This is a genomic window from Mesorhizobium sp. CA7 (assembly GCF_020165015.1).
GTDB lineage: Bacteria > Pseudomonadota > Alphaproteobacteria > Rhizobiales > Rhizobiaceae > Mesorhizobium.
Window position 1 is genome coordinate 464,192 of sequence record NZ_JAIUHH010000001.1, and the last position, 25,555, is coordinate 489,746.

General features: G+C 64.4%; 23 protein-coding genes and 1 riboswitch. Of the genes, 11 read left to right on the forward strand and 12 right to left on the reverse strand.

All coding sequences use genetic code 11. The features are described 5' to 3' along the window. Positions 1-72 precede the first annotated feature (72 nt). Genes LB552_RS02250 through LB552_RS02260 form a run of 3 tightly spaced genes read left to right on the forward strand, consistent with a single transcriptional unit; the run spans position 73 to position 2,168 of the window. Positions 73-945 (forward strand): cytochrome b/b6 domain-containing protein, encoded by an 873-nt coding sequence (locus LB552_RS02250; protein ID WP_224601609.1) that lies wholly within the window; start codon positions 73-75, stop codon positions 943-945. A gap of 1 nt (position 946) precedes the next feature. Beyond that, positions 947-1,738, forward strand: a complete 792-nt coding sequence (locus LB552_RS02255; RefSeq protein WP_224601611.1) for a molybdopterin-binding protein — start codon at positions 947-949, stop codon at positions 1,736-1,738. After that, entirely contained in the window at positions 1,710-2,168 is a 459-nt protein-coding gene (locus tag LB552_RS02260; RefSeq protein WP_224601613.1) for a GNAT family N-acetyltransferase, read from the forward strand. The genes LB552_RS02255 and LB552_RS02260 overlap by 29 nt, the downstream gene beginning before the upstream one ends. Here the strand turns inward: LB552_RS02260 and LB552_RS02265 are convergent. Beyond that, on the reverse strand, positions 2,165-3,169 hold the full coding sequence (locus LB552_RS02265) for a hypothetical protein (RefSeq protein WP_224601615.1): 1,005 nt from the start codon (positions 3,167-3,169) through the stop codon (positions 2,165-2,167). The genes LB552_RS02260 and LB552_RS02265 overlap by 4 nt on opposite strands. 223 nt (positions 3,170-3,392) lie before the next feature. Further along, positions 3,393-3,479: riboswitch (glycine riboswitch) on the forward strand. Between the two features lie 149 nt (positions 3,480-3,628). Between LB552_RS02265 and gcvT the strand changes: the two genes are divergently transcribed. The 3 genes from gcvT to gcvP are packed head-to-tail and all read left to right on the forward strand — an operon-like array spanning position 3,629 to position 7,932. Continuing rightward, positions 3,629-4,729, forward strand: coding sequence for a glycine cleavage system aminomethyltransferase GcvT (gene gcvT, locus LB552_RS02270; protein WP_224601617.1), 1,101 nt, complete (start codon positions 3,629-3,631; stop codon positions 4,727-4,729). Between the two features lie 7 nt (positions 4,730-4,736). Continuing rightward, positions 4,737-5,105: a glycine cleavage system protein GcvH gene (gene gcvH / locus LB552_RS02275; RefSeq protein WP_095765085.1), complete on the forward strand. Its 369-nt coding sequence runs from the start codon at positions 4,737-4,739 to the stop codon at positions 5,103-5,105. Positions 5,106-5,121: 16 nt separating this feature from the next. Beyond that, a complete protein-coding gene (gcvP, locus tag LB552_RS02280; RefSeq protein ID WP_224601619.1) occupies positions 5,122-7,932 on the forward strand; it encodes an aminomethyl-transferring glycine dehydrogenase in 2,811 nt (936 codons plus the stop codon). 7 nt (positions 7,933-7,939) lie between these two features. Here gcvP and LB552_RS02285 read toward each other — a convergent pair whose 3' ends face one another. From LB552_RS02285 to cpaB, 9 genes are all read right to left on the reverse strand, one after another. Continuing rightward, a complete protein-coding gene (locus LB552_RS02285; protein ID WP_224525376.1) occupies positions 7,940-9,112 on the reverse strand; it encodes a GGDEF domain-containing protein in 1,173 nt (390 codons plus the stop codon). Between the two features lie 174 nt (positions 9,113-9,286). Continuing rightward, positions 9,287-9,760, reverse strand: a complete 474-nt coding sequence (locus LB552_RS02290; RefSeq protein ID WP_224601621.1) for a hypothetical protein — start codon at positions 9,758-9,760, stop codon at positions 9,287-9,289. 228 nt (positions 9,761-9,988) lie between these two features. Further along, the gene (locus LB552_RS02295) at positions 9,989-10,951 is read right to left on the reverse strand and encodes a type II secretion system F family protein (protein WP_224601623.1); all 963 of its coding nucleotides are present in this window, start codon (positions 10,949-10,951) and stop codon (positions 9,989-9,991) included. A 1-nt stretch (position 10,952) separates the two neighbouring features. Continuing rightward, the gene (locus LB552_RS29740; protein WP_224601625.1) at positions 10,953-11,918 is read right to left on the reverse strand and encodes a type II secretion system F family protein; all 966 of its coding nucleotides are present in this window, start codon (positions 11,916-11,918) and stop codon (positions 10,953-10,955) included. Positions 11,919-11,922: 4 nt separating this feature from the next. After that, on the reverse strand, positions 11,923-13,344 hold the full coding sequence (locus LB552_RS02305) for a CpaF family protein (protein ID WP_140840376.1): 1,422 nt from the start codon (positions 13,342-13,344) through the stop codon (positions 11,923-11,925). Then, positions 13,341-14,555, reverse strand: a complete 1,215-nt coding sequence (locus LB552_RS02310; RefSeq protein ID WP_224601627.1) for a CpaE family protein — start codon at positions 14,553-14,555, stop codon at positions 13,341-13,343. The genes LB552_RS02305 and LB552_RS02310 overlap by 4 nt, the downstream gene beginning before the upstream one ends. Before the next feature lie 13 nt (positions 14,556-14,568). After that, complete coding sequence (locus LB552_RS02315; RefSeq protein WP_140690575.1) at positions 14,569-14,841, reverse strand: hypothetical protein; 273 nt, start codon at positions 14,839-14,841, stop codon at positions 14,569-14,571. 4 nt (positions 14,842-14,845) lie between these two features. After that, positions 14,846-16,285, reverse strand: a complete 1,440-nt coding sequence (locus tag LB552_RS02320) for a type II and III secretion system protein family protein (RefSeq protein ID WP_140840380.1) — start codon at positions 16,283-16,285, stop codon at positions 14,846-14,848. A 29-nt stretch (positions 16,286-16,314) separates the two neighbouring features. Continuing rightward, the gene (gene cpaB / locus LB552_RS02325; protein WP_224601629.1) at positions 16,315-17,229 is read right to left on the reverse strand and encodes a Flp pilus assembly protein CpaB; all 915 of its coding nucleotides are present in this window, start codon (positions 17,227-17,229) and stop codon (positions 16,315-16,317) included. A 255-nt stretch (positions 17,230-17,484) separates the two neighbouring features. Between cpaB and parE the strand changes: the two genes are divergently transcribed. The 3 genes from parE (at position 17,485) to LB552_RS02340 (ending at position 22,181) form a co-directional block, all read left to right on the forward strand. After that, on the forward strand, positions 17,485-19,539 hold the full coding sequence (parE, locus tag LB552_RS02330; RefSeq protein ID WP_224601631.1) for a DNA topoisomerase IV subunit B: 2,055 nt from the start codon (positions 17,485-17,487) through the stop codon (positions 19,537-19,539). A 42-nt stretch (positions 19,540-19,581) separates the two neighbouring features. Beyond that, positions 19,582-21,663, forward strand: coding sequence for an FUSC family protein (locus tag LB552_RS02335; protein ID WP_224601633.1), 2,082 nt, complete (start codon positions 19,582-19,584; stop codon positions 21,661-21,663). 80 nt (positions 21,664-21,743) lie between these two features. Continuing rightward, the gene (locus LB552_RS02340; RefSeq protein WP_224601635.1) at positions 21,744-22,181 is read left to right on the forward strand and encodes a VOC family protein; all 438 of its coding nucleotides are present in this window, start codon (positions 21,744-21,746) and stop codon (positions 22,179-22,181) included. A gap of 18 nt (positions 22,182-22,199) precedes the next feature. Here LB552_RS02340 and LB552_RS02345 read toward each other — a convergent pair whose 3' ends face one another. After that, the gene (locus LB552_RS02345; protein ID WP_095765071.1) at positions 22,200-23,321 is read right to left on the reverse strand and encodes a DUF2336 domain-containing protein; all 1,122 of its coding nucleotides are present in this window, start codon (positions 23,319-23,321) and stop codon (positions 22,200-22,202) included. Positions 23,322-23,473: 152 nt separating this feature from the next. Between LB552_RS02345 and LB552_RS02350 the strand changes: the two genes are divergently transcribed. Together LB552_RS02350 and LB552_RS02355 are read left to right on the forward strand one after the other, a co-directional pair. Further along, positions 23,474-23,926 (forward strand): MaoC family dehydratase, encoded by a 453-nt coding sequence (locus tag LB552_RS02350; RefSeq protein ID WP_224601637.1) that lies wholly within the window; start codon positions 23,474-23,476, stop codon positions 23,924-23,926. Next, positions 23,926-24,807 carry an HpcH/HpaI aldolase/citrate lyase family protein gene (locus LB552_RS02355; protein ID WP_224601639.1) on the forward strand — a complete coding sequence of 294 codons (882 nt, stop codon included), beginning with the start codon at positions 23,926-23,928 and terminating at the stop codon, positions 24,805-24,807. The genes LB552_RS02350 and LB552_RS02355 overlap by 1 nt, the downstream gene beginning before the upstream one ends. A 2-nt stretch (positions 24,808-24,809) precedes the next feature. On the opposite strand, the gene LB552_RS02360 is transcribed toward LB552_RS02355, so the two are convergent. Then, positions 24,810-25,484 (reverse strand): methyltransferase family protein, encoded by a 675-nt coding sequence (locus tag LB552_RS02360; protein WP_224601641.1) that lies wholly within the window; start codon positions 25,482-25,484, stop codon positions 24,810-24,812. Positions 25,485-25,555 lie beyond the last annotated feature (71 nt).

A 25,555-nucleotide genomic window follows, 5' to 3' on the forward strand; every position in this document is an offset into this window, starting at 1 on the left:
CCTTGTGCGGCGACGTATTGAGGGGGAGACAATGACCTGAGAAGCCGCTTGCTTGAGGCGGCCGGAGGCAAGATGGACACTGTTGCCAACAACCATTCCGCCGCCGAGGCGGACGGCAAGGACACGACCCTCATCTACCGGCAATCGCGCTGGACGCGGTTGACCCACTGGATTTGGGCTTTCTCGCTGTTTTTCATGCTGCTTTCCGGCCTGCAGATCTTCAACGCGCGGCCGCAGCTCTATGTCGGCAAGCAGTCCGGCTTCGGGTTCAACAACACGATCCTCCAGATCGGCGCCGAAAACACTGCCGACGGTCCGCGCGGCTTCACTGAAATCTTCGGCCATCGCTTCGACACAACCGGCGTGCTCGGCTGGTCGGGTCCCCCGGGACAAGAGACGCCCCGCGCCTTCCCGGCCTGGGCGACAATTCCCTCCTATTACGATCTCGGCACCGCCCGCGTGGTGCATTTCTTCTTCGCCTGGATCCTGACCACGACCCTGCTCATCTGGCTGATCGCCAGCCTGGTCAACGGCCATATCCGTCGCGATCTTGCCCCTCGCGTGTCAGACCTGCGCAAGCTGCCGCGCGACATCGTCGATCATGCGAAGCTGAAGTTCCACCACACGCGCGAATACAACACGCTGCAGAAAATGGCCTATGGCGGCGTGCTCTTCGTGCTTTTGCCGCTGATGATCGTCACAGGCCTCGCAATGTCGCCGAGCATGAATTCGGTATTGCCCTGGCTCAACGAAATCCTCGGCGGCAGGCAGACGGCGCGCACCATCCACTTCACCGTCATGGTGCTGCTCGTGCTTTTCTTCATCGTCCACATCCTGATGATCCTCGCCGCCGGCCCGATCAACGAGCTGCGTTCGATCATCACCGGCTGGTACCGCACCGACCCGCCTGCGAAGCACGTTGAGCCGACCGAGAGGAGCGCCTGACATGGCAAAATTCCAGATCAGCCGCCGCAAATTCCTCACCTCCGCCAGCCTCGGCCTGTCCGGCATCGCGCTGTCTGGTTGCGACGTATTCGACAGCGGCCTCGGCATCGGCGGCGGCCTGCGCAGCTTCCTCGAAAACGCCAATGGCCTGACCTGGCGCGCACAGCGCCTGCTTGCCGGGCGGGACGCGCTGGCGCCGGAATTCACCGAGGCCGATATCCGCCAGCCGCAACGGCCGAACGGCGTTACCGCGCCGGACGACGACACCTACAAGGGCCTGCTCGCCAACAATTTCGCAGACTGGCGCCTCGAGGTTTCAGGCCTCGTAGAGAAGCCGCTTTCGCTGACCCGCGAGCAGCTTCAGAACATGCCGAGCCGCACGCAGATCACCCGCCACGACTGTGTCGAAGGCTGGAGTTGCATCGCCAAATGGACCGGCACGCCATTGTCGCTGGTGCTGGACCAGGCCGTGGTCAAGCCGCAGGCCCGCTATGTCATGTTCCACTGCCTCGACACGATCGAGCAAAGCCTGTCCGGCGACATAAAATATTACGGCACCATCGACCTGATCGACGCCCGCCACCCGCAGACGATTCTTGCCTACGGCCTGAACGGCAAGCCCCTGCCGGTCGAGAACGGCGCGCCGCTGCGCGTGCGGGTCGAGCGCCAGCTCGGCTACAAGATGCCGAAATACATCTACAAGATCGAGCTGGTCGACAGTTTCGCCAATGTCGGCGGCGGCCGCGGCGGCTACTGGGAGGACAATGGCTACGACTGGTATGGCGGGATTTGACGGCCCTCGCCTGCAGACCGAGCATGGTCTAGCGGCCGCCGAGCTTGGTGCCATCGAGGAGCGTCTCGACAACGACAACCGGCGGCTGACCGGTCGTGGCGACGACCGTGCTCTGGTCTTTGCGCTGCGCGATGAGCAAGGCCGCGCCGTCGGGGTCGCCGCCGGCTATTCCTGGGCGAGCATTGCCGAGCTCACGCTGATGTGGGTCGACGAAGCCTATCGAGGCCTTGGCCACGGCAGGAAGCTGCTCGATGCCTTCGTCGCGGAAGCCGCCGCGCGCGGCTCGCTGCGGATATGGGTTTCGACCCACGACTTCCAGGCGCCTGGTCTGTACGAAAAGGCCGGCTTCGAGCGCATCGCCGAATTGACCGGCTGGCCCGAAGGCCATTCCAACATCATTCTTTGCAAGACAATTGCAGGAAACGCCTAAGCCACTTTCTCAAGCAGCGGTTTCAGCGTCGGATGGATTTCCGGCGCCGCGTGCTTGATCAGCGTCAGCAGCGCGCGCTCGTTGTCGCGCAGCGGCCGCTGGCCGCCGCCGACACGCTCGGCAAGCCATTCGGCCTCGCTGGCGTCGATCGTCTCGGCGCGGCGAGCAAGCGCTTCGGCGGCCCGGTTCCTGGCTTCCCATTCGGCCTCGATATCGCCGGGCGAATGATAGGCTTCGAGGATCGCCGCGAAACCACCCGAGACCATCCGGCTGAAGAAGCCGCCAAGCGTCGGCGCCGCCTCGTCGAGGAAGTTCTCGTGGCGCAGCGCCACTTCCCGCGTCGGCGGCTCGTAGCCGGTCGAGCACATGACGTAGTTGGCGATCGCCTTGACGAAGAGGTCGCTCCAGGACGGATCGTTGTCAGCTGCCGCGGTCCGGTCGTTGATCCTGAACAGGACCTCCGCCTCGGCCTTGCTGATGGCGATGTTGCCGTCGCCGCCATAGGCATAGAGGATGCGCCGCAGCAGATCGACCTCGGCCTTGGCGATATGGCCCGGAACCAGGCTGCCGCCATGCATCAGCGGACCCTTGCCGTCGATTACCGCATGCGCGACCTGTTCCAGCACATAGGCCGAGAGCTCGCTGGGGGAGGACCTCGCTTCCTCCAGCACATGCACCAGCAGTTCAAGCTCGGTGCGGCCGTCGACCATGCCGTCGCGCGAGACGGTGCGGACAAGCCAGTCGGCATTCTGCTCGGAGATATAGCCCTCCGGCTTTTCCTGGTGGACGATGTAGTCGGTCACCGCCTCGACGAAGAACGGCGCCCATTCGCCGCATTTGTCGCGCGCCGTCTGGTCGAGCGCGAACAGCGCCTCCGCCTCGCCGCGACTCACCACGCCGTCGGCGAAGACCTCGCGCCGCAGCATCGTCACGTCTTCGACCGTGATCTTGTTCTTCGAGATCAGCCCCGCCACCGGAGCGCTCATGATCAATTCGCCCATTTGCCGTCCCTGCCCGTCGCCCGTTGCCGGCGAACTGAGTGCGTTACCCCGCCAAGCTTTATCAGCATTATCTTGAGAAACCGGCAAACGGCGTGGTTAGCGAAGCCTTGTCGGCCAATCCATGTCGCTGAAAAGCAGGGCGCGCTTAAAATGTCGCTGGGAGGTGACAAGGTGTCGCCGACGGGCTATGGATGACACGTCGAGGACTTAGGCGACTGAGTCCTACCTGTTTGCGGGAGAGAGCAGCGCAAGCTGTCGCCGAAGGGGAAATCGCCCGAAATCTCTCAGGCAAAAGAACCGTGGACGGGAAAGACAACTCTGGAAAGTCGGGAATCTTCCCGCGCCGAAGGTGTAAGCGCTGCCGACAGAGTTACGGGGCGCGAGTCTCTCAGGCTTCAGACAGAGGGGCACGACTAGGCCGCCAATGGCGGTTGATCGCCGTGCGACTCTGGAGAAGACATGACAGGCCAAGACACCAGACACCTCCCCCTTGAGGATTTGCATCAGGCCGCGGGCGCGCGTTTCGGCGCCTTCGCCGGCTGGTCGATGCCGCTCACCTACCCGCCCGGCGTGATGAAGGAGCATCTTCACACACGCGAGCATGCCGGCCTGTTCGACATCTCGCATATGAAGCTGTTCGAGGTCTCCGGTCCGGGGGCCATCGCTTTGTTGAACCGCGCCTGTCCGCTCGATGCCGGCGCGCTGGAAATCTCGCAGTCCAAATACACCTTCTTCCTCAACGAGGCTGCCGGCATCATCGACGACCTGATCGTGACGCGCCTGGGCGATAACCGGTTCATGGTGGTGGCCAATGCCGGCAACGCGGTGGAGGACGAGAAGCATCTGCGCGCGCTTGCTGCCGGTTTCGATGCCAGGGTCGATCCGCTCGACCGCGTCTTCCTGGCGATCCAGGGGCCGGACGCCTGGGCAGCTTTGGCGCGGGCCGGCATCGAGACCGGCTCGCTGCTTTTCATGCATGGGGTCGAGCCCCGGCAAAACTGGTTCATGAGCCGCTCCGGCTACACCGGCGAGGACGGGTTCGAGATCGGCCTGCCGGAAGCGGATGCGCGGGATCTGGTCGCCAGGCTGCTGGGGGACGAGCGCGTGCAGTGGATCGGCCTTGCCGCCCGCGACAGCCTGCGGCTCGAGGCCGGGCTTTGCCTGCACGGCCAGGACCTGACGCCCGAGATAGACCCGGCAAGCGCGGGATTGATGTGGGCAATTCCCAAGGCAGTTCGCGCTTCCGGCCATTTCATCGGCGCCGACGCGCTGCACTCGATCCTCGAGCGCGGGCCGTCGCAGAAGCGCGTCGGCCTGAAGCCCGATGGACGCCAGCCGGTACGCGCGGGCGCCGCGTTGATCGATGCCGACGGCCATCCGGCCGGTCATGTCGCTTCGGGCGGCTTCGGCCCCGCGGCGGGCCACCCGGTCGCCATGGGCTATGTCAACACCGCGCTGGCCAAGGCCGGCACGAAGCTCTTTGCCGATGTCCGCGGGACGAAAATCCCGGTCGACGTCACGCCCCTGCCCTTCACCCCACATCGCTACCGCAAAGGATGATTTCCAGATGGCAAAGACCTATTTCACGGAAGACCATGAGTGGCTGCGCGTCGACGGCGGCGTCGCTACGGTCGGCATCACCGATTATGCGCAGGAACAGCTCGGCGATCTCGTTTTCGTCGAGCTGCCGGAAATCGGCCGCAAGCTCGCCAAGGGCGATACCGCCGTCGTGGTCGAATCAGTCAAGGCGGCCTCGGACGTCTACGCGCCGGTCGACGGCGAGATCACCGAAGCTAACGCCTCCCTGTCGGCCGACCCCTCGCTGGTCAATTCGGCAGCGACCGGCGACGGCTGGCTCTGGAAGATGAGGCTGGCCAACGAAAGCCAGCTCGACAGCCTCATGGATGAAGCCGCCTACAAAGCCCATATTGGCTGATATCAGGATCCTGGAAATGACCGCAGCACCTATTCCCTTCTCGGCCCGCCACATCGGCCCAGGCGTCAACGACGTCAGGGCAATGCTCGCCGTCATCGGCGTTCCATCCGTCGAAACGTTGATCAGCCAGGCCGTGCCGAGATCGATCCGCCTCGACCTGCCGCTCAATCTGCCCGCTCCGGCGAGCGAAGCCGAAGCGCTGGCCGAACTGTCGGCGATCATGGCGAAGAACACGGTGCTGAAGAGCTTCATCGGCGCCGGCTATCACGGCGTCTTCGTGCCGCCGGTCATCCAGCGCAACCTGTTCGAGAACCCGGCCTGGTACACGGCCTACACCCCATACCAGGCCGAGATCAGCCAGGGCCGGCTGGAGATGCTGTTCAACTTCCAGACCCTGGTCGCCGAGCTCACCGGCCTGCCGGTGGCGTCGGCCTCGCTGCTCGATGAGGCGACCGCCGTCGCCGAAGCCGTCGGCATTGCGCTGCGCCACCACCGCGACAAGCGCACCAAGGTGGCGCTTGCCGGCACGCCGCATCCGCAGACGCTGGACGTCGTGCGCACCCGCGCCGAGCCGCTCGACATCGAGGTCGACGGCGAGACGATCGACGACAACACCGCCGCCTTGCTCGTCTCCTGGCCGGACACGTTCGGCGTCTATGGCGACCACAAGGCGGCGATCGAGAAGGCCCGCGCCGCCGGCGCACTGGTCGTCTTCATCGCCGATCCGCTGGCGCTGACGCTGACGGATGCGCCGGCGAAGCTCGGCGCCGACATCGCCGTCGGTCCGATGCAGCGCTTCGGCGTGCCGATGGGCTTCGGCGGCCCGCACGCCGCCTATTGCGCCGTCTCCGACAAGCTGACCCGCCTGATGCCCGGCCGCCTCGTCGGCCAGTCGACCGACACCAAAGGCCGCCCGGGCTACCGGCTGGCGCTGCAGACGCGCGAGCAGCATATCCGCCGCGACAAGGCCACCTCCAACATCTGCACCGCGCAGGCGCTGCTGGCCAACATGGCCACGGCCTATGCGATCTGGCACGGCCCCGCCGGCCTGCAGGCAATTGCCGGGCAGATCCACGCGTTGGCCAGCCGCCTCGCCTCGGGCCTCAAAGCAACCGGTGTTTCGGTGCTCGGCGCGAGGCGCTTCGATACGGTCACGGCCGAGGTGAAGGGCAAGGCCGCTTCGATCGCAGAAGCCGCCGAGAAGACCGGCCGGCTGTTGCGCGTCATCGATGCCGACCATGTCAGCATCGCCTTCGACGAGACCTCCACGGAAGCCGATCTCGAGGCGATCGCTGCCCTGTTTGGCGCCAAGCCCGGCGCGGCTGAAGGCAGCTCCATGCCGGGCAAGCCGCGCGGCAAGGAGTTCCTCACCCAGCCGGTCTTCCACGACAATCATTCCGAGACCGAGATGATGCGCTTCCTGCGCAGGCTGGCCGACAAGGACCTGGCGCTCGACCGCACGATGATCCCGCTCGGCTCCTGCACCATGAAGCTCAACGCAGCCGCCGAGATGATGCCGGTGAGCTGGCCGAGCGTCGCCAATCTGCATCCCTTTGCGCCGGCCGGCCATTCGGCGGGCTATCGCAAGATGGCCGCCGACCTGGAGGCATGGCTGTCGGAAATCACCGGCTTCGACGCCGTCAGCCTGCAGCCCAATGCCGGCAGCCAAGGCGAATATGCCGGCCTGCTCGCCATTCGCGCCTATCACCGTGCGCGCGGCGAAGGCCACCGCACCATCTGCCTGATCCCGTCTTCCGCGCATGGCACCAATCCGGCAAGCGCCGCGATGGCCGGCATGAGCGTCGTCGTCGTGCGTTGCCTGGACGACGGCAATATCGACATGGACGATCTGCGCGCCAAGGCCAATGAGCATTCCAAGAACCTCGCGGCGCTGATGTTCACCTACCCTTCGACGCATGGCGTCTACGAGGAAGGCGCGCGTCATCTGTGCGCGCTGATCCACGAGCATGGCGGCCAGGTCTATTTCGACGGCGCCAACCTCAACGCCCTGGTCGGCCTCGCCCGTCCCGGCGACATCGGCGCCGACGTCTGCCACATGAACCTGCACAAGACCTTCTGCATCCCGCATGGCGGCGGCGGCCCGGGCGTCGGTCCGATCGGCGTCAGGGCGCATCTGAAACCCTATTTGCCGGGCCATGTCACCGAAGGCTCGGCGCATGCCGTGGCGGCGGCGCCCTTCGGCAGCGCCTCCATCCTGCCGATCACCTGGATGTATATCCGCATGATGGGCGGCACCGGCCTGAAGCAAGCGACGGAGACGGCGATCGTTTCGGCCAACTATGTGGCGACACGGCTCGCGCCGCACTACCCGCTGCTTTACAAAGGCAGAAGCGACCGCATCGCCCATGAGTGCATCCTCGACACGCGCGTTCTCAAGGAGAGCGCCGGCATCAGCGTCGACGACATCGCCAAGCGCCTGATCGACTATGGCTTCCATGCGCCGACGATGTCGTTCCCGGTTGCCGGCACTCTGATGGTCGAGCCGACCGAGTCCGAGCCCAAGCGTGAGCTCGACCGGTTTTGCGAGGCGATGATCGCCATCGCCGCCGAGGCGGCGAAAGTGGCGAAGGGCGAGTGGCCGTCCAACGACAACCCGCTGGTCAACGCCCCGCACACCGCGTCGGAAGCGCTTGCCGGCGAGTGGAAGCATCCCTATTCGCGGCTGGAGGCGGCCTATCCGGCGGGCGACGCCGATCTGGCCGCGAAATACTGGCCGCCGGTCTCGCGCATCGACAACGTCGCCGGCGACCGCAACCTGGTCTGCTCCTGTCCGCCGCTGTCGGAATATCTCGGCGCGGCCGAGTAGCGTCTGCTCAGGCAGACTTCAGGGCCGGCCCGGCATCGGGCTGGACCGCTCCGTCCTGAACGACGACACGGTTGCGCCCGGCACGCTTGGCCGCATAAAGCGCGGCGTCGGCCTGCGCCAGCACCTCATGGAGCGGACGGCCCGCGATCGACCCGAAACCCATGCCGCCGCTGACACTGCTGCGCAGCGGCCCGCGATGGGTCGCGACGACCTCGGTGCCGAAAGCGACGCCGATCCGGCTTGCAATGTCATGCGCTTTTTCCGGTGTCACGCGCGACATGACGAGCGCGAATTCCTCGCCGCCCAGCCGGAACGCGTCGATCCCTGTCCTGCCATATTTCCTGATCACCGCCGCGAAGCGGCAAAGAACCTGGTCGCCAACGGGATGACCGAAGACGTCGTTGGTCATCTTGAAATGGTCGAGATCGAACATGGCGATCGCCATGAACGGACCGAAGCTGCGCTCGCCGTAAAGCTCGGTGAGCGCCCTGCGGTTCATCAGACCGGTCAGCGGATCGGTCATGGTTTCGGCCTTGAGCTCGATCTGCGCCTGCAGATGGTGCAGTGAAAGCGTCAATGCGCCGAGGCCGGTCATGCAGGCGACCGCGACGACGGAGTTCAATCGCTCCGCCCAATTGTCGGGCGCAGCGCCGAGAACCCATTGCTCTTGCGTCAGCAACGCCAGGCCGCACAGCACGAAGGACAAGCCGCAGGCGCCGCTGAGGAACGAAACGACGAGCAATATCCGGCGGTCGTGATCCCCCTTCATCCAGAACATCGCCCCGATCGCCGCAAGCAACGCCGTCACGGCCGCATAGGTGATCTGAAAGCCGATGCCGTCGAAACCGAGAAAGGTGAAGATCGCGCAGGCAGCCATCGCGGCCAGCGTCGGCACGATGGCGCGGCGGTAGTCGCGAAAGCCGAGATACTGCATCGCCGACAGGCAGAGGACCAGGAAACCCAAGGTCAGCAGCGCGAGCACGACCTGGCACAGCCAGGGATCGGCATTCTTGGTATAGCGCCAGAACGCGACGACATGGGCGACGAGCACGAGGATGCCGCAGGCGACCGTGAGCACGAAGCGCGCCCTCGGTGTGGCGAGCCAGATCGCAAACATAGTGATGCTGAGGCATGTACCCGACAGCGCCGCCGCGAGCAGGAGCGAACTGAAATCCAACATCCTGAAGAACTGCCTCTAGCGGGTGCCCGTCGCTCCTCAATGTAGACTGGCGGCGCCCGGCGCAAACCGTTTTCGGCGGACACCCAACGCTACCTCGACACAGGGTTTACAAAGCGTCGACATGTGAGGCGAAATCCCATGACGGCACACGGAATACGCGAACCGGGAGCAGGATCAGCCCTTGTCGAGCAGCGCCAGATTGGCATCGACCACTGTCTGATCGGCCATGCCGGCCTTGGCCTCGAGCAGCAGCGCGCGCGCTTTTTTCTTGTTGCCGCGCAGAAGCTGCGAATAACCCATATTGTTGACGATCTGCGGCTTGCGCCCGGCGACCTTCAACAGCTGCAAATAGGCGCGATCGGCGAAGTCGAAGCGGCCAAGCTCGTCATAGGATGCGGCAAGCCCCATCCAGGCCTCGGCATTGTCGGACTTGAGCTCGACCGCCTTGCGGAAATGCTGTTCGGCAAGGCCGAAATTCGCCTCGCGGAACTGCGCCTTGCCTTCAACGAGGTCGTTGGCGCTGACGTCCTTGGCCGCCGGCTGGATCGCCGTGGTCTTGGTCGTGTCGACATTGTTGTTCGTCGTGCAGCCGGTAATCATCAAGACGGCCGCCAATGCCGCCGCTGCCCTGGGAAGTCTCTGACGCATGCCCCTGCCCCATCGCCCGATTTGCCGGGTCGTTCTTCAGGAAAAACGATACAGGACAGCGATTAAGCTTCGGTGCCGAAATGCAGCTAAAATTCGGTTGCGCGCCAAGGATGCGTTAACCACGGCTATGTCCTGGATTCAGGTCAGGCCGAGTCGAAAATGGCGGATTCCGAGAACCGGGGCGGAGCGCAGGAAGCTGCCGTTTGCAAACCGGCCTCAGCTGAATACTCAATGCGCGGTCAGCTTCACGATGATCGGAATGATGGCGATCATCAGCACCACCGGCAGGATGCAGACCGTCACCGGGACCGACATCTTGGCCGGCAGGGCATGCGCCTTCTCCTCGGCCAGCGACATGCGCTTGTGCCGCATTTCGTCGGAAAAGACGCGCAGCGAGCCCGACAGGCTGGTGCCGAGTTCCTTGGATTGCTGCAGCAGCGTCGCGAAGGAGCGGACCTCGTCGAGGCTGAGGCGGTCGGCAAGCGCCTTCAGCGCGTCGTCGAGGCTGCGCCCGGCCCGCAACTCCAGCGACACCAGGATCAGGTTCTGGCTGAGCGACGGATAGGTCCTGGCAAGCTCTCTGGAGACCCGCTCGATGCCGGCCTCCATACTCATGCCGGCATCGGAGCAGACGATCATCAAATCCATGAAATCGGGAAAGCCGTTGCGGTATTCGCGCATCTTTTCCCGAATTTTCTGCATCAGCACCAGGCCAGGCAGGAAATAGCCGCCGGCAGCCGACAGGATGATGAAGGTCCAGCGGCTGGTCATGGTCGACTCCGCACTTGCCGCCCATTGATTGACCAGGAATGCGCCGAGCGCCGCGCCGACCAGCGCGGCGAAACGGATGAGGAAGAACATGCCGACGGCGCGCGGTTCCATGTAGCCGGCCTGGATGAGCTTCAGGCGCAGCCGCGCGACATTTTCCGGATCGCTCTTGGCGTAGAACTCCTGTGCCCGTTTCACCGCCTTCTCGCGCACGGCGTTGGTGCTCTTCTTGGGCGCGGGCTCCGCCTGCTCGACCGGCTGCAATGTCTCCACCTTCAGCCGGCGCTTGACCTCGCCGCGATCACCCTTGGCGAGCACCAGCGGCCAGGCGACGGCGCCGCCGCCTAGCACAAGGAGCAGCACGGCGACCGGCACCAGCGAGGTCGGCGCGAGCGAGGCGAGGAAGCGGATCACGTCTTCCATCTCAGAACCTGAAATTCGACATCTTGAACATGATGGCGTTGCCGAGCAGCAGCCAGATGATGGAGCCGCCCATCATGTACCAGGTCTTCGGCACGTCCCAGACATCCTCATAGAATTGCGGCATCAGCACCATGATGGCGGTGAACAGAAGCACTGGCACCGCGGTCAGGATGTAAGCCGACATGCGCCCTTCCGTCGAAATGGCGCGCACCTTGCGACGCAGCTTGCCGCGGTCGCGGATCGTCGCCGACAGGCCGTCGAGGATCTCGCGCAGATTGCCGCCCGAACTGCTCTGGATCGAGACCGCCGTGACGAACAGCGGCAGGTCCTCATGGCCCACCCGGTCGAAAAGATTGTTCAACGCCGAGACCAGGTCGGAGCCGTAGGTCACCTCGTCGGCCACGACGCCGAACTCGGTGCCGATCGGGTCGGCCATCTCGCGCGACACCATGGCAATCGCCACCGGCACCGGATGGCCTGCCTTCAGCCCGCGCGTGATCAATTCAAGCGCCTCAGGCAGTTGCATCCCGAAACGCTTGTGCCGGCGCTTGCGCATCCAGCGCAATGCCATGACCGGCAACACCGGCAACAGCAAGAGAAGCAGGATAAGGCCGAACAGGAGCGGCAAGCCCTTCCAGATCGCCACGAGCGCCAGGGCGAGAGCGATCCCCGATGTGATCGTCAGGAATTTCGGCAGCGGCGTGCTTATGCCGGACTGCGTGCGCAGGGCGCGGAAGCGATCGAGGGAAAAGATGGAGGTGCCGCCGTCGATCCCGCGTTCCTTGCGCAGTTGGATCAGCACCTGCTCCTGGCTGATCTTGTTCTCCGCGAGCTTCATGCGGCGGTTGATGGCCGTGCGCTTGTCGCTGCGCCCGGCATAGAGCAGATAAAGTCCCTCGGCGATCATGATGCCGGTGAGCGCCGCCGCGGCGTAGACTACGTAGACCGGGCTGAATCCCTCGAACACCGGACTAGTCCTGCGGCCGGCCGGGTTCGAAATACTTGCCCGGGAATTCGATGCCCATGTTGCGCAGATCCTCGAGGAAGCGCGGGCGGATACCGGTCGCCTCGAAGTGGCCGAGGATCTTTCCGTCCGCCTCCATGCCGGTGCGCACGAAGCGGAAGATCTCCTGCATCTGGATGACGTCGCCTTCCATGCCGGTCACTTCGGCGACGCTGGTCACCTTGCGCTTGCCGTCGGAAAGGCGCGTCAGCTGCACGATGATGTCGATGGCGCTGGAAATCTGGCTGCGGATCGACTGCACGGTCATCGGCATGCCGGTCATCCCGAGCATCTGTTCCAGACGCGAGATGGCATCGCGCGGCGTGTTGGCATGGATGGTGGCCATCGAGCCTTCATGACCGGTGTTCATCGCCTGCAGCATGTCGAAGGCTTCCTCGCCGCGACATTCGCCGAGGATGACGCGGTCGGGGCGCATGCGCAGCGCGTTCTTGACCAGGTCGCGCTGCTTCAATTCGCCCTGGCCCTCAATGTTGGCCGGACGCGTCTCCATGCGCGCGACATGCGGCTGCTGCAATTGCAGCTCGGCCGCGTCCTCGATGGTGATCAGGCGCTCGTCTTCCGGAATGAAGGCCGACAAAGCGTTGAGCATGGTCGTCTTGCCGGTGCCGGTGCCGCCGGAGATGATCGTGGTCTTGCGGGCATGCACCGCCGCCGCCAGCACTTCGGCCATGTTCTGGGTAATGGCGCCGAATTCGACGAGCTTGTGCAGGCCGAGCTTGTTCTTGGAGAACTTGCGGATCGACACCAGCGGGCCGTCGACGCCGACGGGGCGGATCGCCGCGTTGAAGCGCGAGCCGTCGAGCATCCGGGCGTCGACCATGGGCTGCGATTCATCGACGCGGCGGCCGACCGCCGCGACGATTTTATTAATGATTCTAAGCAGATGCGCCTCGTCCTTGAACGGGATGTGGACCTGCTGCAGCTTGCCGCGCTTTTCGACGAAGCAGTTCTGGTGGCCATTGATCAGGATATCGTTGATCTCGGGATCCTTGAGCAGCGGCTCCAGCGGGCCGAGGCCGACCATCTCGTCGACGATATCGTCGACCAGGGCGTCGAGCTCGGCATTGTTGATCGCCATCCGCTCCTGGCGCGTCTTTTCCGAGACGAAATCATGCACCTGCCGGCGCATTTCATCCCGGGGCAGCCGCTCCAGCGCCACGAGGTTGATCTCCTCGAGCAGCATGCGATGGATACGCACGCGTGCGTCCAGCACCTTGTTGGCGCTCTTTGCGGGGGCTGCCTCAGGCCTGGGCGGCGCCGGTTTGCGGGTCGTCGGGATGATCACTGCATTGTGCGTGACCGGCGCGGGTTCGGGCGCCCGCTGCGGGCGGACGTCGCGGCTCTGCAGGTTGGAGAAGCGGCTGGTCATCCTGCCTTCCTCTTCAGCAAGCTCTTGCCCAGGCCGAACAGCGACCTCGACTTGGCCATCGTCTGGACGGCCTCCTCGGGCAGGATGATCTTCTTCAGGTCGTTGACGACATTGGCGTTGGGGTCGATGGCGTGCAGCGGCACGCCGCGGTCGACCGCCTCGCGCACCAGCCGGTAATTGTTGGAGATGCCGCCGACGAAATGCTCGCCGAGTATCTCCTGAACGTCGGCCTGCTTGATGCCGTTGTCGAACATCTTCTGCTCGAAGCGGTTGACGATGACGTTAGGCTTCACTTCCTTGCCGGCGGTCTCGTAGACGGCCTGGATGAGACGCTGCGTATGGCGCAGGCAGGGCACCGTCATCTCGGCGACGATATAGAGCTTGTTGGAACCCAGCAGCACCGTCTCGGTCCAGGGGAACCAGGTGCGCGGCATGTCGATGACGACATTGTCAAAATAGGCCGCCACGAGGTCGAGCATGCGCACCACGACATCGGTCTTGAACGAGCGCATGTCCGAGGGTCGCGTCGGCGCGGCAAGCACGCACAGCCCGCTCGCATGCTTGGACAGCATCACGTCGAGCAGTTGCCGGTCGAGGCGCTCCGGCTGGTTCTCGATTTCGGTGATGTCGAAGCGCGGTTCGAGATCGAGATATTCGGCGCAGGCGCCTTGCTGGAAATTGAGATCGACGACGCAGGTCGAGGCGCCCCGCATCACCGAATGATGCAGCTGGAAGGCCGTCTGCAAGGCGAGCGTGGTGGTGCCGACGCCGCCGGCTGCCGGCATGAACGTATAGATATGGGATTCGGTATTTTCTTCCCGCCCCGGTCCTTGCAGCGCACGGATGACCGAACGCACGAGGTCGGCCGTGGTGATCGGCTTGACCAGGAAATCGGCGACCTTGAGCTGCACCAGGATGCGTACCGCCGCCGCGTTGAATTCCTGGGTGACGACGACCACCGGAACGCTGCCTTCCAGCCGCCGCATGACGCGCTGCAGCGACTCGATTTCCTCGAGCTTGGCTGCATCCATGTCGACGATCACCGTGCCGAAGTCCGCCTCGAGTATCTCGCCGCGCAGTTCGTTGACGCTCTTTTCCAGCGTCAGAAGCTCGATGACCTCGGAGGCCGCAAAAGCCGTCCGCGTGTCCTGCAAGAACGTCCTGTCCGTCGAAACGAGCAGGATCTTCTTGGTTTTGCTACCAGATGCCATCCTCGCCAGCCCATCAATTCGATGTTGTTGATGATGTCGTCGGTGACGACACGGAGCCGGCCTTCGCACCGACGGCAGCGCTCTCGGAGCCCGGACGCTGGGCTGGCACCAGAAGCCTTGTGTTCTGGACGCCATACTTCCAGGGATCGACCATCTGCATGGCGGTGTTGGACGCCTGCGCGTTGCCGGCCGCCAAGGTCACCCCTTCGGCGCGTACATAGTCGTCGCTGGTGCAACCGCCGGCGAAACCGGCGAGCAGCAGAGCGATGCAAACGGGGATGCGCATGGCCTTAATCCTTTGGCAGATCGAGGAAGTGGCCGGACGTGGCGGCAGCCACGGGACGGGCGGCGCTGCCGTCTGCCAGCGCCACCGGACGCTTTGACGCCGAGGCGTTCACTTCCTCGGTGTTGTTCAGGAAATAGTCGGCGGGACTTGCCGGCTGGGTGCCGTCGGTCGGCTCGACCATCTTCTTCGAGGGATCGACCGGCTTGACCAAGTAGGGCGTGACGATGATCACCAGATCGGTCTCGCGCCGCTGATAGGACTTCGAGGAAAACAGCGGGCCGAGCACCGGCAGCTTGCCGATCCCCGGTACCCGCGATGTCGTGATGTCGTTCTGCGACTGCAGGAGGCCGGCGATCATGAAGCTCTGGCCGTTCTTGAGGTCGACCGATGTCCTGGCGCGGCGCACGATGAAGGCCGGAATGGAAATGCCGCTGCTGACCTGGATGGAAGCGGACGGGTCGATCGAGGACACTTCCGGCGCGATGTCGAGGCTGACCAGCCCGTCCTTCAGCACCGTCGGCGTGAAATCGAGGCCGACGCCGTACTTCTTGTAGGTGACGCTGATCTTGCCATTGTCTTCGGAAACCGGGATCGGGAACTCGCCGCCGGCAAGGAAGCTCGCCGTCTGGCCCGAACGCGCGATCAGGTTCGGCTCCGCCAGCCGCCGCGCCAGACCGCGTTCCTCCAGCGCCTTGATGGCGATGTCGATGGAAACGCCGTTCGACAGCAAGCTGCCGATGATCTCGCCTGTTCCGGCCCCCGTCAGGTTTCCCCCATCCGGGTTCAGCACGACTTTGCGGTTGCCGATGCCATAGGCGAAATTGGCTGCGTATTTGGCGCCGAGATCCTGCCCCGCCTGGCGGTTGATCTCGACGAAGCGGACATTGAGCTGCACCTGCTGCGAGGACGAGATGTTGACCGAGTTGATGACTTCCTCATTGCCGGAAAAGCGCGACGCGATCTTGCTGGCTTTGTCGGCGGCGACAGCATCATCGGCTTCGCCCGACAGCACGACGCGCCCGTTTGCCGAGCCAACCTTGATCTTGGCGTCGGGCACGCTGGCGCGGATGGTGCTGGCCAACTGGTCGGTATCCAGCGTCACCTCGATGTCGATGGTGCCGACAAGCTGCTTGTTCTGGTCGAACAGGGCAATGCCGGTAGTACCCAGGTTGTTGCCCAGCACATAGAAGGATTTATCGGTCAGCGGGTTGACGTTGGCGATCTCCGGGTCGCCGATGACGATCTGGTAGAAGGCGGCGCTCGTCATGATCGTCTTCGGCTTGCCCTTGGCGACCTTGATCGAGGCGTTCTTGTTCGCCGAGACATAGACGACGTCATTGCCAGCCCTTGCCGGCGCGGCGACGCCAAGCACTGTCGCCGCCAGCGCAATCACGCCGAGAAGACGCCATCCCCCGGTCGTCCGAAATGCATCAAACCCGAACATCTTGCCCCGTCCCCGCCGGTCCCCACCGGCTATTGCTGCAGTTCCTGCGGCGGTTGCCGCGAAGGAACCTTGTATTCCTCGACCTTGTCGCCGCGCGTCACGATCACCGTCTTGAATTTCGGCTCGTCCTGGTCCTTCGTCACCGCATTGACGAGCGAGGCCGCGCTCGCCTGCGCATTTGTGGCAACCGAACCGCCGAAGGACGAGATGGTCGTCAGCCCGCTTTCGCTGGCGCTGGCGTCGGCGGCCGACCGCAGCGACAACGACAGCGTGCCGACGGTGCGGGCAAGCGCCACCTTCTGCGCCCCGTCGTTGGTCACCTCGATGGTCACCGAATTGGCGACTTGCGGCTCGGTCTTGCGTTCATCGGCGCCCTGTCCGACCGAGAGCACCTTGGCATCGGAGACAACGATCTCGGACGTAACGGTCGAGCCGGCAGCCCCTTGAGCATTCTTGGACACTTCCTGGATGTCCCCAGCATCGCGCGTCAGCACGACGTCGACGCGGTCTCCCGGCGTGATGAAGCCGCCGACGCCGGCGATCTCGTCGGTGCGGATGGTGACGGCCCGCATTCCCGCCGACAGCATATTGGAAAGCGTGGCGCGGCCGTTCGGTCCCGACAGCTTGGTGAGCAGCACCGGTTCGTTGACCTCGATCGGCGACAGCACGACCCGGCTGCCGTCCGCAAGCAGCTTGTCGATCGTCGGGAAAGCGCCCTGCGGCAGCGAATCCTGCGGCCACGGAATCTCGGCGAGTTGCGGCCGTCCAAGCTCCATGCCGTAGCGCAGCGGCGCGTGCGCCACCACGATGGTCTTGAACTCGACCTTGGGCTGCTGCGGCGCCACGACGACCTTGACCTCGGCCTGAGCCTTCGCCTGGCTCTTGACCCAGAAATCCGCCGCAAAGATCGAGATCGCGCCGAAAACGGCGGCGATGCCGATCATGGTTATGGCCTTGCCCCTCACAATGGAACCCCTGACGCCCGTGGTCTTTTGTTAGTTGGGTCTCACGCTAGGCGTTAATGTTAAAGAATCAGGAATCCCGCGACCCGCCGATCGCCCTATTTCGGCCGGCTTGGTTATCGAATGGTTTTGAAATAAGAGACAGTTTGAATCCCTGAACGGAACAGGAACTCGTTCGCCCGCCAAAAGCGTGGCAGTATCGAGGAATGATTCGCATTACCGGACGCTAGGCCCAGCATGGACGACAGCAACGACCTCTTCGGCAAGATGGAAAAGCCGGCACAGCCGGTGCGCGCGCCCTCACGGCCCGCCGATCCGCTAGTGCAGGCAGCGAAGCGTACGACCGCCACCCGCGACGGCAGCGAGGGCTACAGCGCCGCCGATATCGAGGTGCTGGAAGGGCTCGAGCCGGTGCGGCGCCGTCCGGGCATGTATATCGGCGGCACCGACGACAAGGCGATGCACCACCTGTTCGCCGAGGTCATCGACAATTCGATGGACGAAGCGGTGGCCGGCCACGCCACCTTCATCGACGTCGAGCTTTCCGCCGACGGCTTCCTGACCGTCACCGACAACGGCCGCGGCATCCCGGTCGATCCGCATCCGAAATTCAAGAAGCCGGCGCTCGAAGTCATCATGACCACGCTGCATTCGGGCGGCAAGTTCGACTCCAAGGTTTACGAGACCTCCGGCGGCTTGCACGGCGTCGGCGTCTCGGTCGTCAATGCGCTGTCCGACCACCTCGAGGTCGAGGTCGCGCGGGGTCGTCAGCTCTACCGGCAGCGTTTTTCGCGCGGCGTCCCGGTCAGTGGATTGGAGCATCTCGGCGAGGTCCACAACCGCCGCGGCACGAAGACCCGTTTCCATCCTGACGAGCAGATTTTCGGCAAGGGCGCCGCCTTCGAACCGGCGCGCCTTTACCGCATGACGCGCTCGAAGGCCTATCTGTTCGGCGGCGTCGAGATCCGCTGGACCTGCGATCCGTCGCTGATCAAGGACAAGGATCAGACGCCGGCAAAGGCCGAGTTCCATTTCCCCGGCGGCCTCAAGGACTATCTCAAGGCGACGCTGGGCGACGAATTCCAGGTCACGCGCGAGGTTTTCGCCGGGAAGAGCGACAAGCAGGGCGGCCACGGTTCGCTCGAATGGGCTGTGACCTGGTTCGGCGGCGACGGTTTCCTCAACTCCTATTGCAACACCATTCCGACCCCCGAAGGCGGCACGCATGAGGCCGGCTTCCGCAACGTGCTGACGCGCGGGTTGCGCGCTTACGCCGACCTCATCGGCAACAAGCGCGCTTCGATCATCACCACCGATGACGTGATGATCTCGGCCGCCGGCATGCTGTCGGTGTTCATCCGCGAGCCGGAATTCGTCGGCCAGACCAAGGACAGGCTGGCGACGATCGAGGCAATGCGCATCGTCGAAAACGCCCTTCGCGACCCGTTCGACCACTGGCTGGCAGACAATCCGCAGGAAGCCTCCAAGCTTCTGGACTGGGTCATCGCGCGCGCCGACGAACGCGTGCGGCGCCGCCAGGAAAAGGAAGTCTCCCGCAAAAGCGCGGTGCGCAAGCTGCGCCTTCCGGGCAAGCTTGCCGACTGCACGCAGAACGCCGCCGCCGGCGCCGAGATCTTTATCGTCGAGGGCGACTCGGCCGGCGGCTCGGCCAAGCAGGCGCGCGACCGCGCCAGCCAGGCAGTGCTGCCGCTGCGCGGCAAGATTCTCAATGTCGCCTCCGCCGGCAACGACAAGCTTGCCGCCAACCAGCAGATTTCCGATCTCATCCAGGCGCTCGGCTGCGGCACGCGTTCCAAATATCGCGACGAGGATCTGCGCTACGACCGCGTGATCATCATGACCGACGCCGACGTCGACGGCGCGCACATCGCTTCGTTGCTGATCACCTTCTTCTATCAGGAGATGCCGAACCTGATCCGCGGCGGCCATCTCTACATGGCCGTGCCGCCGCTCTATTCGATCCGGCAAGGCGGCAAGGTCGGCTATGCCCGCGACGACGCGCACAAGGACGAGTTGCTGCGCACCGAGTTCACCGGGCGCGGCAAGGTCGAGATCGGCCGCTTCAAGGGCCTGGGCGAGATGATGGCCTCACAGCTCAAGGAGACCACGATGGATCCGAGGAAGCGCACGCTTTTGAGGGTCGACGTGATCGACGCCGAGCAGGCCACCAGGGATGCCGTCGACGCGCTGATGGGCACCAAGCCCGAGGCGCGTTTCCGCTTCATCCAGGAGCGCGCCGAATTCGCCGAGACGGACGTGCTGGATATCTGAACGCCGTCCGGTCCATAACAGGCTCCGGCACGGAGAACCGGTGTGACCTGGACGCGGTTTAAAGAGCTTGTCGAGAGGCCCTTAAGCGGTCTGACGCAGCCGACCCGTTCGGACTGGATTTTTGCCCTACGCACGGTTTCGGCCGGACTGGTCGCGCTGCTTGCCGCCTATGCGCTGAAGCTCGATCATCCGCAATGGGCGATGATGACGGTGTTCATCGTCGCGCAGCCGGTCGCCGGCATGGTGCTGGCAAAGGGCTTCTACCGGCTGCTCGGCACGCTGGCCGGCGGTCTCGCCGCAGTCGGCATCACTTCACTGTTCGGCGCCGACCCGTGGCTGCTTGTCACCGTGCTAGCGCTCTGGATCGGCGTCTGCACGCTGGTCTCGTCGCTGTTGCGCAATCCGGAAGCCTATGGCGCCGCGCTTGCCGGCTACACGGCGATGATCATCAGCCTGCCGGCCCTCGGACAACCGCATATTGTCGTCGACCTCGCCGTCGCGCGTTGCGCGGAGATCGTGCTCGGCATCGTCTGCGCCGGCGTCACCAGCCGGTTGATCCTGCCAAAGCTCGCGGCCGACGCTATCATTTCCAGGTTGAAGCGCAGCATCCTCGACCTTGCCGAATATGCCGGCGGCGCCTTTTCCGGCGGCGACCCGGCGAGCCTCGCCGCGCTCCAGCGCAAGCTGATCGCCGATGCCCAGACGCTCGCTGAGATGCGCACCTATGCGCGGCTGGAGGCGCCGAGCTTCGCCACTCGCGCCCATCCGGTGCGGCGCACGATCGGCCAGCTTCTGTGGGCGCTTTCGGCGGCGCGCGCGTTGCACAGCCACCGCAGGCCGAAGAACGCGGCGCTCATTCCCGTGCGCAGCGAGCTGAAAGCCTTCGTCGGTGAACTGGCGGCGACGCCCGGCGCGCTCGATGACACCGGGCCATGGGTGGCAAGGCTCGGCGCGATCGCGAGCAAGGCCAGGGAGATGCCCGAACTGCCCAACGATACCGGCTCCAAGGATAACGGCGAAGACAAGGTCGGCACCATCACCCGACTGACCATCGCCGGCGATTTCGCCGAGGCGCTGAAGCAGGTGATGCGCGGGCTGGAGGCGCTTCGCTCGCCTGTCTCCAGCAAATCGAGCGAGCGGGGCCAGCCGGCGCTGGTTGTCCACCGCGACTACCAGGCCGCATGGCGCAATGCCGTGCGCGCCGCACTGGCGACGTTGCTCGTGGCGATTTTTTGGCTGACGACCAGATGGTCGGAAGCCGCCGGCACCGTCATCCTCGTCGCCGTCGTCTCCAGCCTGTTCGCATCGCGCCCAGATCCCGTGCAGTCCGCCTGGGGTTTTTTCACCGGCACGCTGATCGCGCTGCCTTTTGCCTTCCTTGTTGGCCAGGTCGCGCTGCCGGCGCTGCCGGGCTTCGGCTGGTTCACGCTCTTCGTCGTGCCGATCCTGGTGCCCGCGGCGCTCGGCATGGCCAATCCGCGCCATGTCGGCGTCGCCACCGCCTTCGCCATCAACTTCCTCGCCTTCCTCAGCCCGCATCAGCAGATGATCTACGATCCCGGGCCGTTCTTCGCCGGCTCGGCCTCGATCCTGGTCGGCATTCTGATTGCCATCGGCGTCTTCATTGTCGTGCTGCCCGCCGATCCCTGGGTCACCGTGGAGCGCATCTCGCAGGCGATGCGCGAGGACCTGGCCCGGCTTTGCCTGCATGAGCGCATTCCCCGCCGTTCGGCTTTCGAAAGCCTCGCCTATGACCGGATCAACCAGTTGATGCCGCAGGTCCAGCGGACGGGCCGCAAGGGCGATCCCATTCTCGGCGGAAGCATCGCGGCCGTCACCGTCGGACTGGAAGTGCTGCGGCTGCGCCACGCGCAACTGAACTCCGCCGTTCCGCATGAAACAGTCGAGTCCATCGGCAATTTCCTGCGCGCCCTGGCGCGCGAATTGCTGTTTCGGCAACCGGGCGAGCCGCAGACCGCGACCATCGCGGTGGCGAGGCAATACGCGGCCAGCATCGCCCAACGCAGCGATCGGCTCGAAATACTGCAGATCGCCGCCTCGCTGCGCATCATTGCCGCGGCGATGGAAGATTACCCGGATTTCTTTGCGAAGGGTCGCGCTTAACCGCCTCGGGACGTGTCTGGTTTGGGCCTTCCCGAGAATGGGTCCTTGCTGGACTGGTCGACACCTTTTAGGTTGGACACATGGCGCTCAAACGGATGGACAATGTCGGAATCGTCGTCGATGACCTCGACAGCACGGTTGATTTCTTTCGCGAGCTCGGCCTTGAACTCGAAGGGCGTGCCGCGATCGAAGGAGAGTGGGCCGGACGTGTCACCGGGCTCGGCGACCAGCATGTCGAGATCGCCATGATGCGCACACCCGACGGCAACAGCCGGCTCGAGCTGTCCCGCTTCATCACGCCCCCTGTCATCGCGGATCACCGCAATGCCCCGGTGAACGCATTGGGCTATCTCCGGATCATGTTCGCCGTGGACGACATCGACGACACGCTTGAGAGGCTCCGCAAGCGCGGCGCCGAGCTCGTCGGCGAAGTCGTCCGGTACAAGGACGCGTATCGGCTTTGCTATATCCGCGGGCCTGAAGGGCTTCTTATCGGACTCGCCCAGGAACTCAGCTGAGACCTGATTGTGATCCGCTCAGGCCGCAGCGATGGCCAGCGCGTGCCCACGCGCGTTTTCACGCAGGGCGTCGAGATGGATCGACTTCACCAACCCGGCAAGATCGCCCTCGGCCGATTGGCCGCCGAGCTCCTTCAGCATCAGCCAGCTCACTTCCTGCACGCCGGCGACACGCCGGCCATTGGCGACCTCGCGCCAGACTTTCAGCGCCCTCAGGATGATGCCATGCGTGGCCGGCGCAAGCCCGGCGCTGCGGAACAGCGCCTGCAGCGCAACGTCGTGCCCGCCAGCGAGAAGTGCCGTCACCCGTTGCTCGGATTGTCGGGCTAGAGCCACCAGGGTCGAGCCGAAGAAGTCCACCTTGCCATGCGCGATGGTGCGGATGATGAAACCGGCGGTGAGGTCGCCGCGCAGCCGCAGATGCTCGATCAGTGCGGCATGCTCCTCCATGCGCGTTCCCTCGATCAGCGTGACCGAGGCTTTCACGCAGGCATCGCGCATGACGCGATCGGCGCGCGCCGCCCCCATCATCGCCAGCACCAGCGGCGAACCTTTCAAGGTCTCGCCGAGCTTGACCAGCAACATGTGCCGGCAGTCGGCCGGCAGGCGCCGATCGGCAATCAGCGCCTCGCGCACCAGCGGCAGGTGGCCGTGTCGCTCGGCCATGCGGCGGAAGCTCAGCGAAGCGATCTCGGCGCCGCTGTTGCCGATCAGCGCGGCGCAGGCTTCCGGTTCGCCGATCTCGGCGATCGCCGCCGCCAGCGACATCGAGACGACCGGACGGTTGGCGATCAGCTTCTGCGTCACCTTCTGGCCGCAGGCGACGCGCTCGACCAGATCGGCGTCGGTAAGCAGCGGCGAACGCGCGAGCACCAGCGCCGCCACTTCCGGCTGGTCGGCGGCCAAGGCGCTGATCACCTGCGGCGGCGCGTGATGGCTCATCGACAGCGCCTCGGCAAGCGCCAGGCGCACCTTGGACGAAGCGTCGTCCAGAAGCAGCGTCAGCGCCGCCTCGGCGGCACAGCGATCCTCGAACGGCAGATCGGAATTGATATAGGCGCGCGCCAGCGCGCTCGCGGCGGCGGCACGCTCGGAAACCCTTGCCGTATCAATCCATTTTAGAAAATGCGAAACAACCATACCGACCAGCTGCGCCCTTGCCGGAAAGGTCCCGGCCCCGTTGTGAACGGTAGGCTGCAAATGGTTTACGAACGGTTCACCATGTTTCTTAACCGGCTTGATGGGGGCGCAGCCAACGCCTATCAAGCAAGGACATCGGAGGAAATCGAACCATGGCCGGGCTGTATCTGGAAGAGTTTGTCGTCGGCCATGTCTTCCGCCACACGCTGCGCAAGACTGTGACCGAGAGCGACAACATGCTGTTTTCGGTGATGACGTTGAACCCGCAGCCCTTGCACATCGATTTCGACTTTGCCGCGAAAACCGAATGGGGCAAGCCGCTGGTGAATTCGCTGTTCACGCTCGGCCTGATGATCGGCATCTCGGTGAACGACATCACCGTCGGCACCACGGTCGCCAATCTCGGCATGAAGGAAACGGTGTTCCCGTACCCCGTCTTCCACGGCGACACCATCCGGGTCGAGACGACGGTTGTCTCCGTGCGCGACTCCAAGTCGAAACCCGATCGCGGCATCGTCGAGTTCGAGCACCGCGCCTACAATCAGAACGACATTCTTGTCGCCAAATGCACCAGGCAGGCGATGATGCTAAGGAAGGCGGCCTGATGCGCTCGCTGCTGTTCGTGCCCGGCGATTCCGAGCGCAAGCTGGAAAAGGGATTCGAGGCCGGCGCCGACGTGATCATCGTCGATCTCGAAGATTCCGTTGCCGCCGCCAGCAAGGCGGCGGCGCGCGCGACCGCGGCCGAGTTCATCTCGAGTCAAAGAGACCGGACGGGTTCGGCAATCTATGTGCGGGTCAACGATCTTTCCACCGGCCTGACCGACGACGATCTTGCGGCGCTCGTCGTGGCGAAGCCCGACGGCATCATGCTGCCGAAGTCGAACAGCGGGCAAGACGTCCAGCAGCTGGCGGCAAAGCTGCGAGTGCACGAGGCCGAGAACGGGCTTCCGGACGGCGTCATAAGAATCCTGCCGATCATCACCGAGACCGCGGCGGGCGTGCTGGCGGCGGCGAGCTATGCCGGCGCAAGCGCGCGGCTTGCCGGCCTGACCTGGGGCGCGGAGGATTTGTCCGCGGCAATCGGCGCGCGCGCGACCCGCGACGAGAGCGGCCGCTACACCGACGTGTTTCGCCTGGCGCGCACCACGACCATTCTGGCGGCCGGCGCGGCCGAAGTCGCCGCCATCGACACCGTCTTTCCCGATTTCCGCGACATGGCCGCCCTCGAGAAGGAATGCCGCGAGGCCGAGCGCGACGGCTTCATCGGCAAGATGGCGATCCATCCGGCGCAGGTGCCGGTCATCAATGCCGCCTTCACGCCGTCCGCCGAAGCGGTCGCGCGATCGCGCGCGATCGTCGATGCCTTCGCGGCGGCGGGAAATCCGGGCGTCGTCGGCATCGACGGCAAGATGTACGACAGGCCGCATTTGCGTCTGGCCGAGCATTTATTGGCTCGCGCCCGAGCGGCGGGCAGCCTTGCCTGAGGTTACCAGACCATCGGGATCAGCTTGTAGCGCACGCGCGCGGCATAAACGTCATAGCCCTGCAGGCCGCTCCGCAACGTCTTTTCCTCGATGAAGGTGCGGATGCCGAGCAGTACGATGAAGACAAGCACCGACGCCAGTCCCCACCAGGAACCAAGCAGCAGCGCCGTGCCGGCGAAATAGAGTATGGCGCCGGCATACATCGGATGGCGGACATAACTGTAGGGGCCTGTCGTGATCACCTTCTGTCCACGCTCGTCCTGGATCTTCACGACAGGCGCTGCGAAGCTGTTTTCCAGCATCGTCAGATAGCAGACCCATATCCCGACAAGCAGGACCAGCGCACCTATCGCCTGCACCCACACGGGAGCTGCCGACCAGCCGAAACGGAAATCGAGTCCCATCAGAGCCAGCCAGGCGAAGATGCCGAGCAGCAATATGCTCAGCAATATCTTGTCGGCCGCGGTCTGGGTCTTCTGGATCGGCGGGCGGAGACGCTCATTCATAAGGCCTGGATCGCGCCGGGCGAGCGCGACGCCCATCGTAAGGCTCAGCCCGACCATCACGACTATGTACACCCAAGCTCCGGTCCAGTGCAGCGTGCCGGCCGACAGAAACAGCAGCACGCCCATGATGCCGAACCATACGAATGTCTGGAAAACCAATCTCGAGATCATGACCAACCTTCCGTGACGTCCCCCACCACTATTGGCCGCCCGCTGCCGCCGTTCCTCCGAAAACACGCAAA

Coding starts and splice junctions, on each gene's coding strand:
- LB552_RS02250 (WP_224601609.1), top strand. CDS start 73: ATGGACACTGTTGCCAACAACCATTCCGCCGCCGAGGCGGACGGCAAG.
- LB552_RS02255 (WP_224601611.1), top strand. CDS start 947: ATGGCAAAATTCCAGATCAGCCGCCGCAAATTCCTCACCTCCGCCAGC.
- LB552_RS02260 (WP_224601613.1), top strand. CDS start 1,710: ATGGCTACGACTGGTATGGCGGGATTTGACGGCCCTCGCCTGCAGACC.
- LB552_RS02265 (WP_224601615.1), bottom strand. CDS start 3,169: ATGGGCGAATTGATCATGAGCGCTCCGGTGGCGGGGCTGATCTCGAAG.
- gcvT (WP_224601617.1), top strand. CDS start 3,629: ATGACAGGCCAAGACACCAGACACCTCCCCCTTGAGGATTTGCATCAG.
- gcvH (WP_095765085.1), top strand. CDS start 4,737: ATGGCAAAGACCTATTTCACGGAAGACCATGAGTGGCTGCGCGTCGAC.
- gcvP (WP_224601619.1), top strand. CDS start 5,122: ATGACCGCAGCACCTATTCCCTTCTCGGCCCGCCACATCGGCCCAGGC.
- LB552_RS02285 (WP_224525376.1), bottom strand. CDS start 9,112: ATGTTGGATTTCAGTTCGCTCCTGCTCGCGGCGGCGCTGTCGGGTACA.
- LB552_RS02290 (WP_224601621.1), bottom strand. CDS start 9,760: ATGCGTCAGAGACTTCCCAGGGCAGCGGCGGCATTGGCGGCCGTCTTG.
- LB552_RS02295 (WP_224601623.1), bottom strand. CDS start 10,951: ATGGAAGACGTGATCCGCTTCCTCGCCTCGCTCGCGCCGACCTCGCTG.
- LB552_RS02305 (WP_140840376.1), bottom strand. CDS start 13,344: ATGACCAGCCGCTTCTCCAACCTGCAGAGCCGCGACGTCCGCCCGCAG.
- LB552_RS02310 (WP_224601627.1), bottom strand. CDS start 14,555: ATGGCATCTGGTAGCAAAACCAAGAAGATCCTGCTCGTTTCGACGGAC.
- LB552_RS02315 (WP_140690575.1), bottom strand. CDS start 14,841: ATGCGCATCCCCGTTTGCATCGCTCTGCTGCTCGCCGGTTTCGCCGGC.
- LB552_RS02320 (WP_140840380.1), bottom strand. CDS start 16,285: ATGTTCGGGTTTGATGCATTTCGGACGACCGGGGGATGGCGTCTTCTC.
- cpaB (WP_224601629.1), bottom strand. CDS start 17,229: ATGATCGGCATCGCCGCCGTTTTCGGCGCGATCTCGATCTTTGCGGCG.
- parE (WP_224601631.1), top strand. CDS start 17,485: ATGGACGACAGCAACGACCTCTTCGGCAAGATGGAAAAGCCGGCACAG.
- LB552_RS02340 (WP_224601635.1), top strand. CDS start 21,744: ATGGCGCTCAAACGGATGGACAATGTCGGAATCGTCGTCGATGACCTC.
- LB552_RS02345 (WP_095765071.1), bottom strand. CDS start 23,321: ATGGTTGTTTCGCATTTTCTAAAATGGATTGATACGGCAAGGGTTTCC.
- LB552_RS02350 (WP_224601637.1), top strand. CDS start 23,474: ATGGCCGGGCTGTATCTGGAAGAGTTTGTCGTCGGCCATGTCTTCCGC.
- LB552_RS02355 (WP_224601639.1), top strand. CDS start 23,926: ATGCGCTCGCTGCTGTTCGTGCCCGGCGATTCCGAGCGCAAGCTGGAA.
- LB552_RS02360 (WP_224601641.1), bottom strand. CDS start 25,484: ATGATCTCGAGATTGGTTTTCCAGACATTCGTATGGTTCGGCATCATG.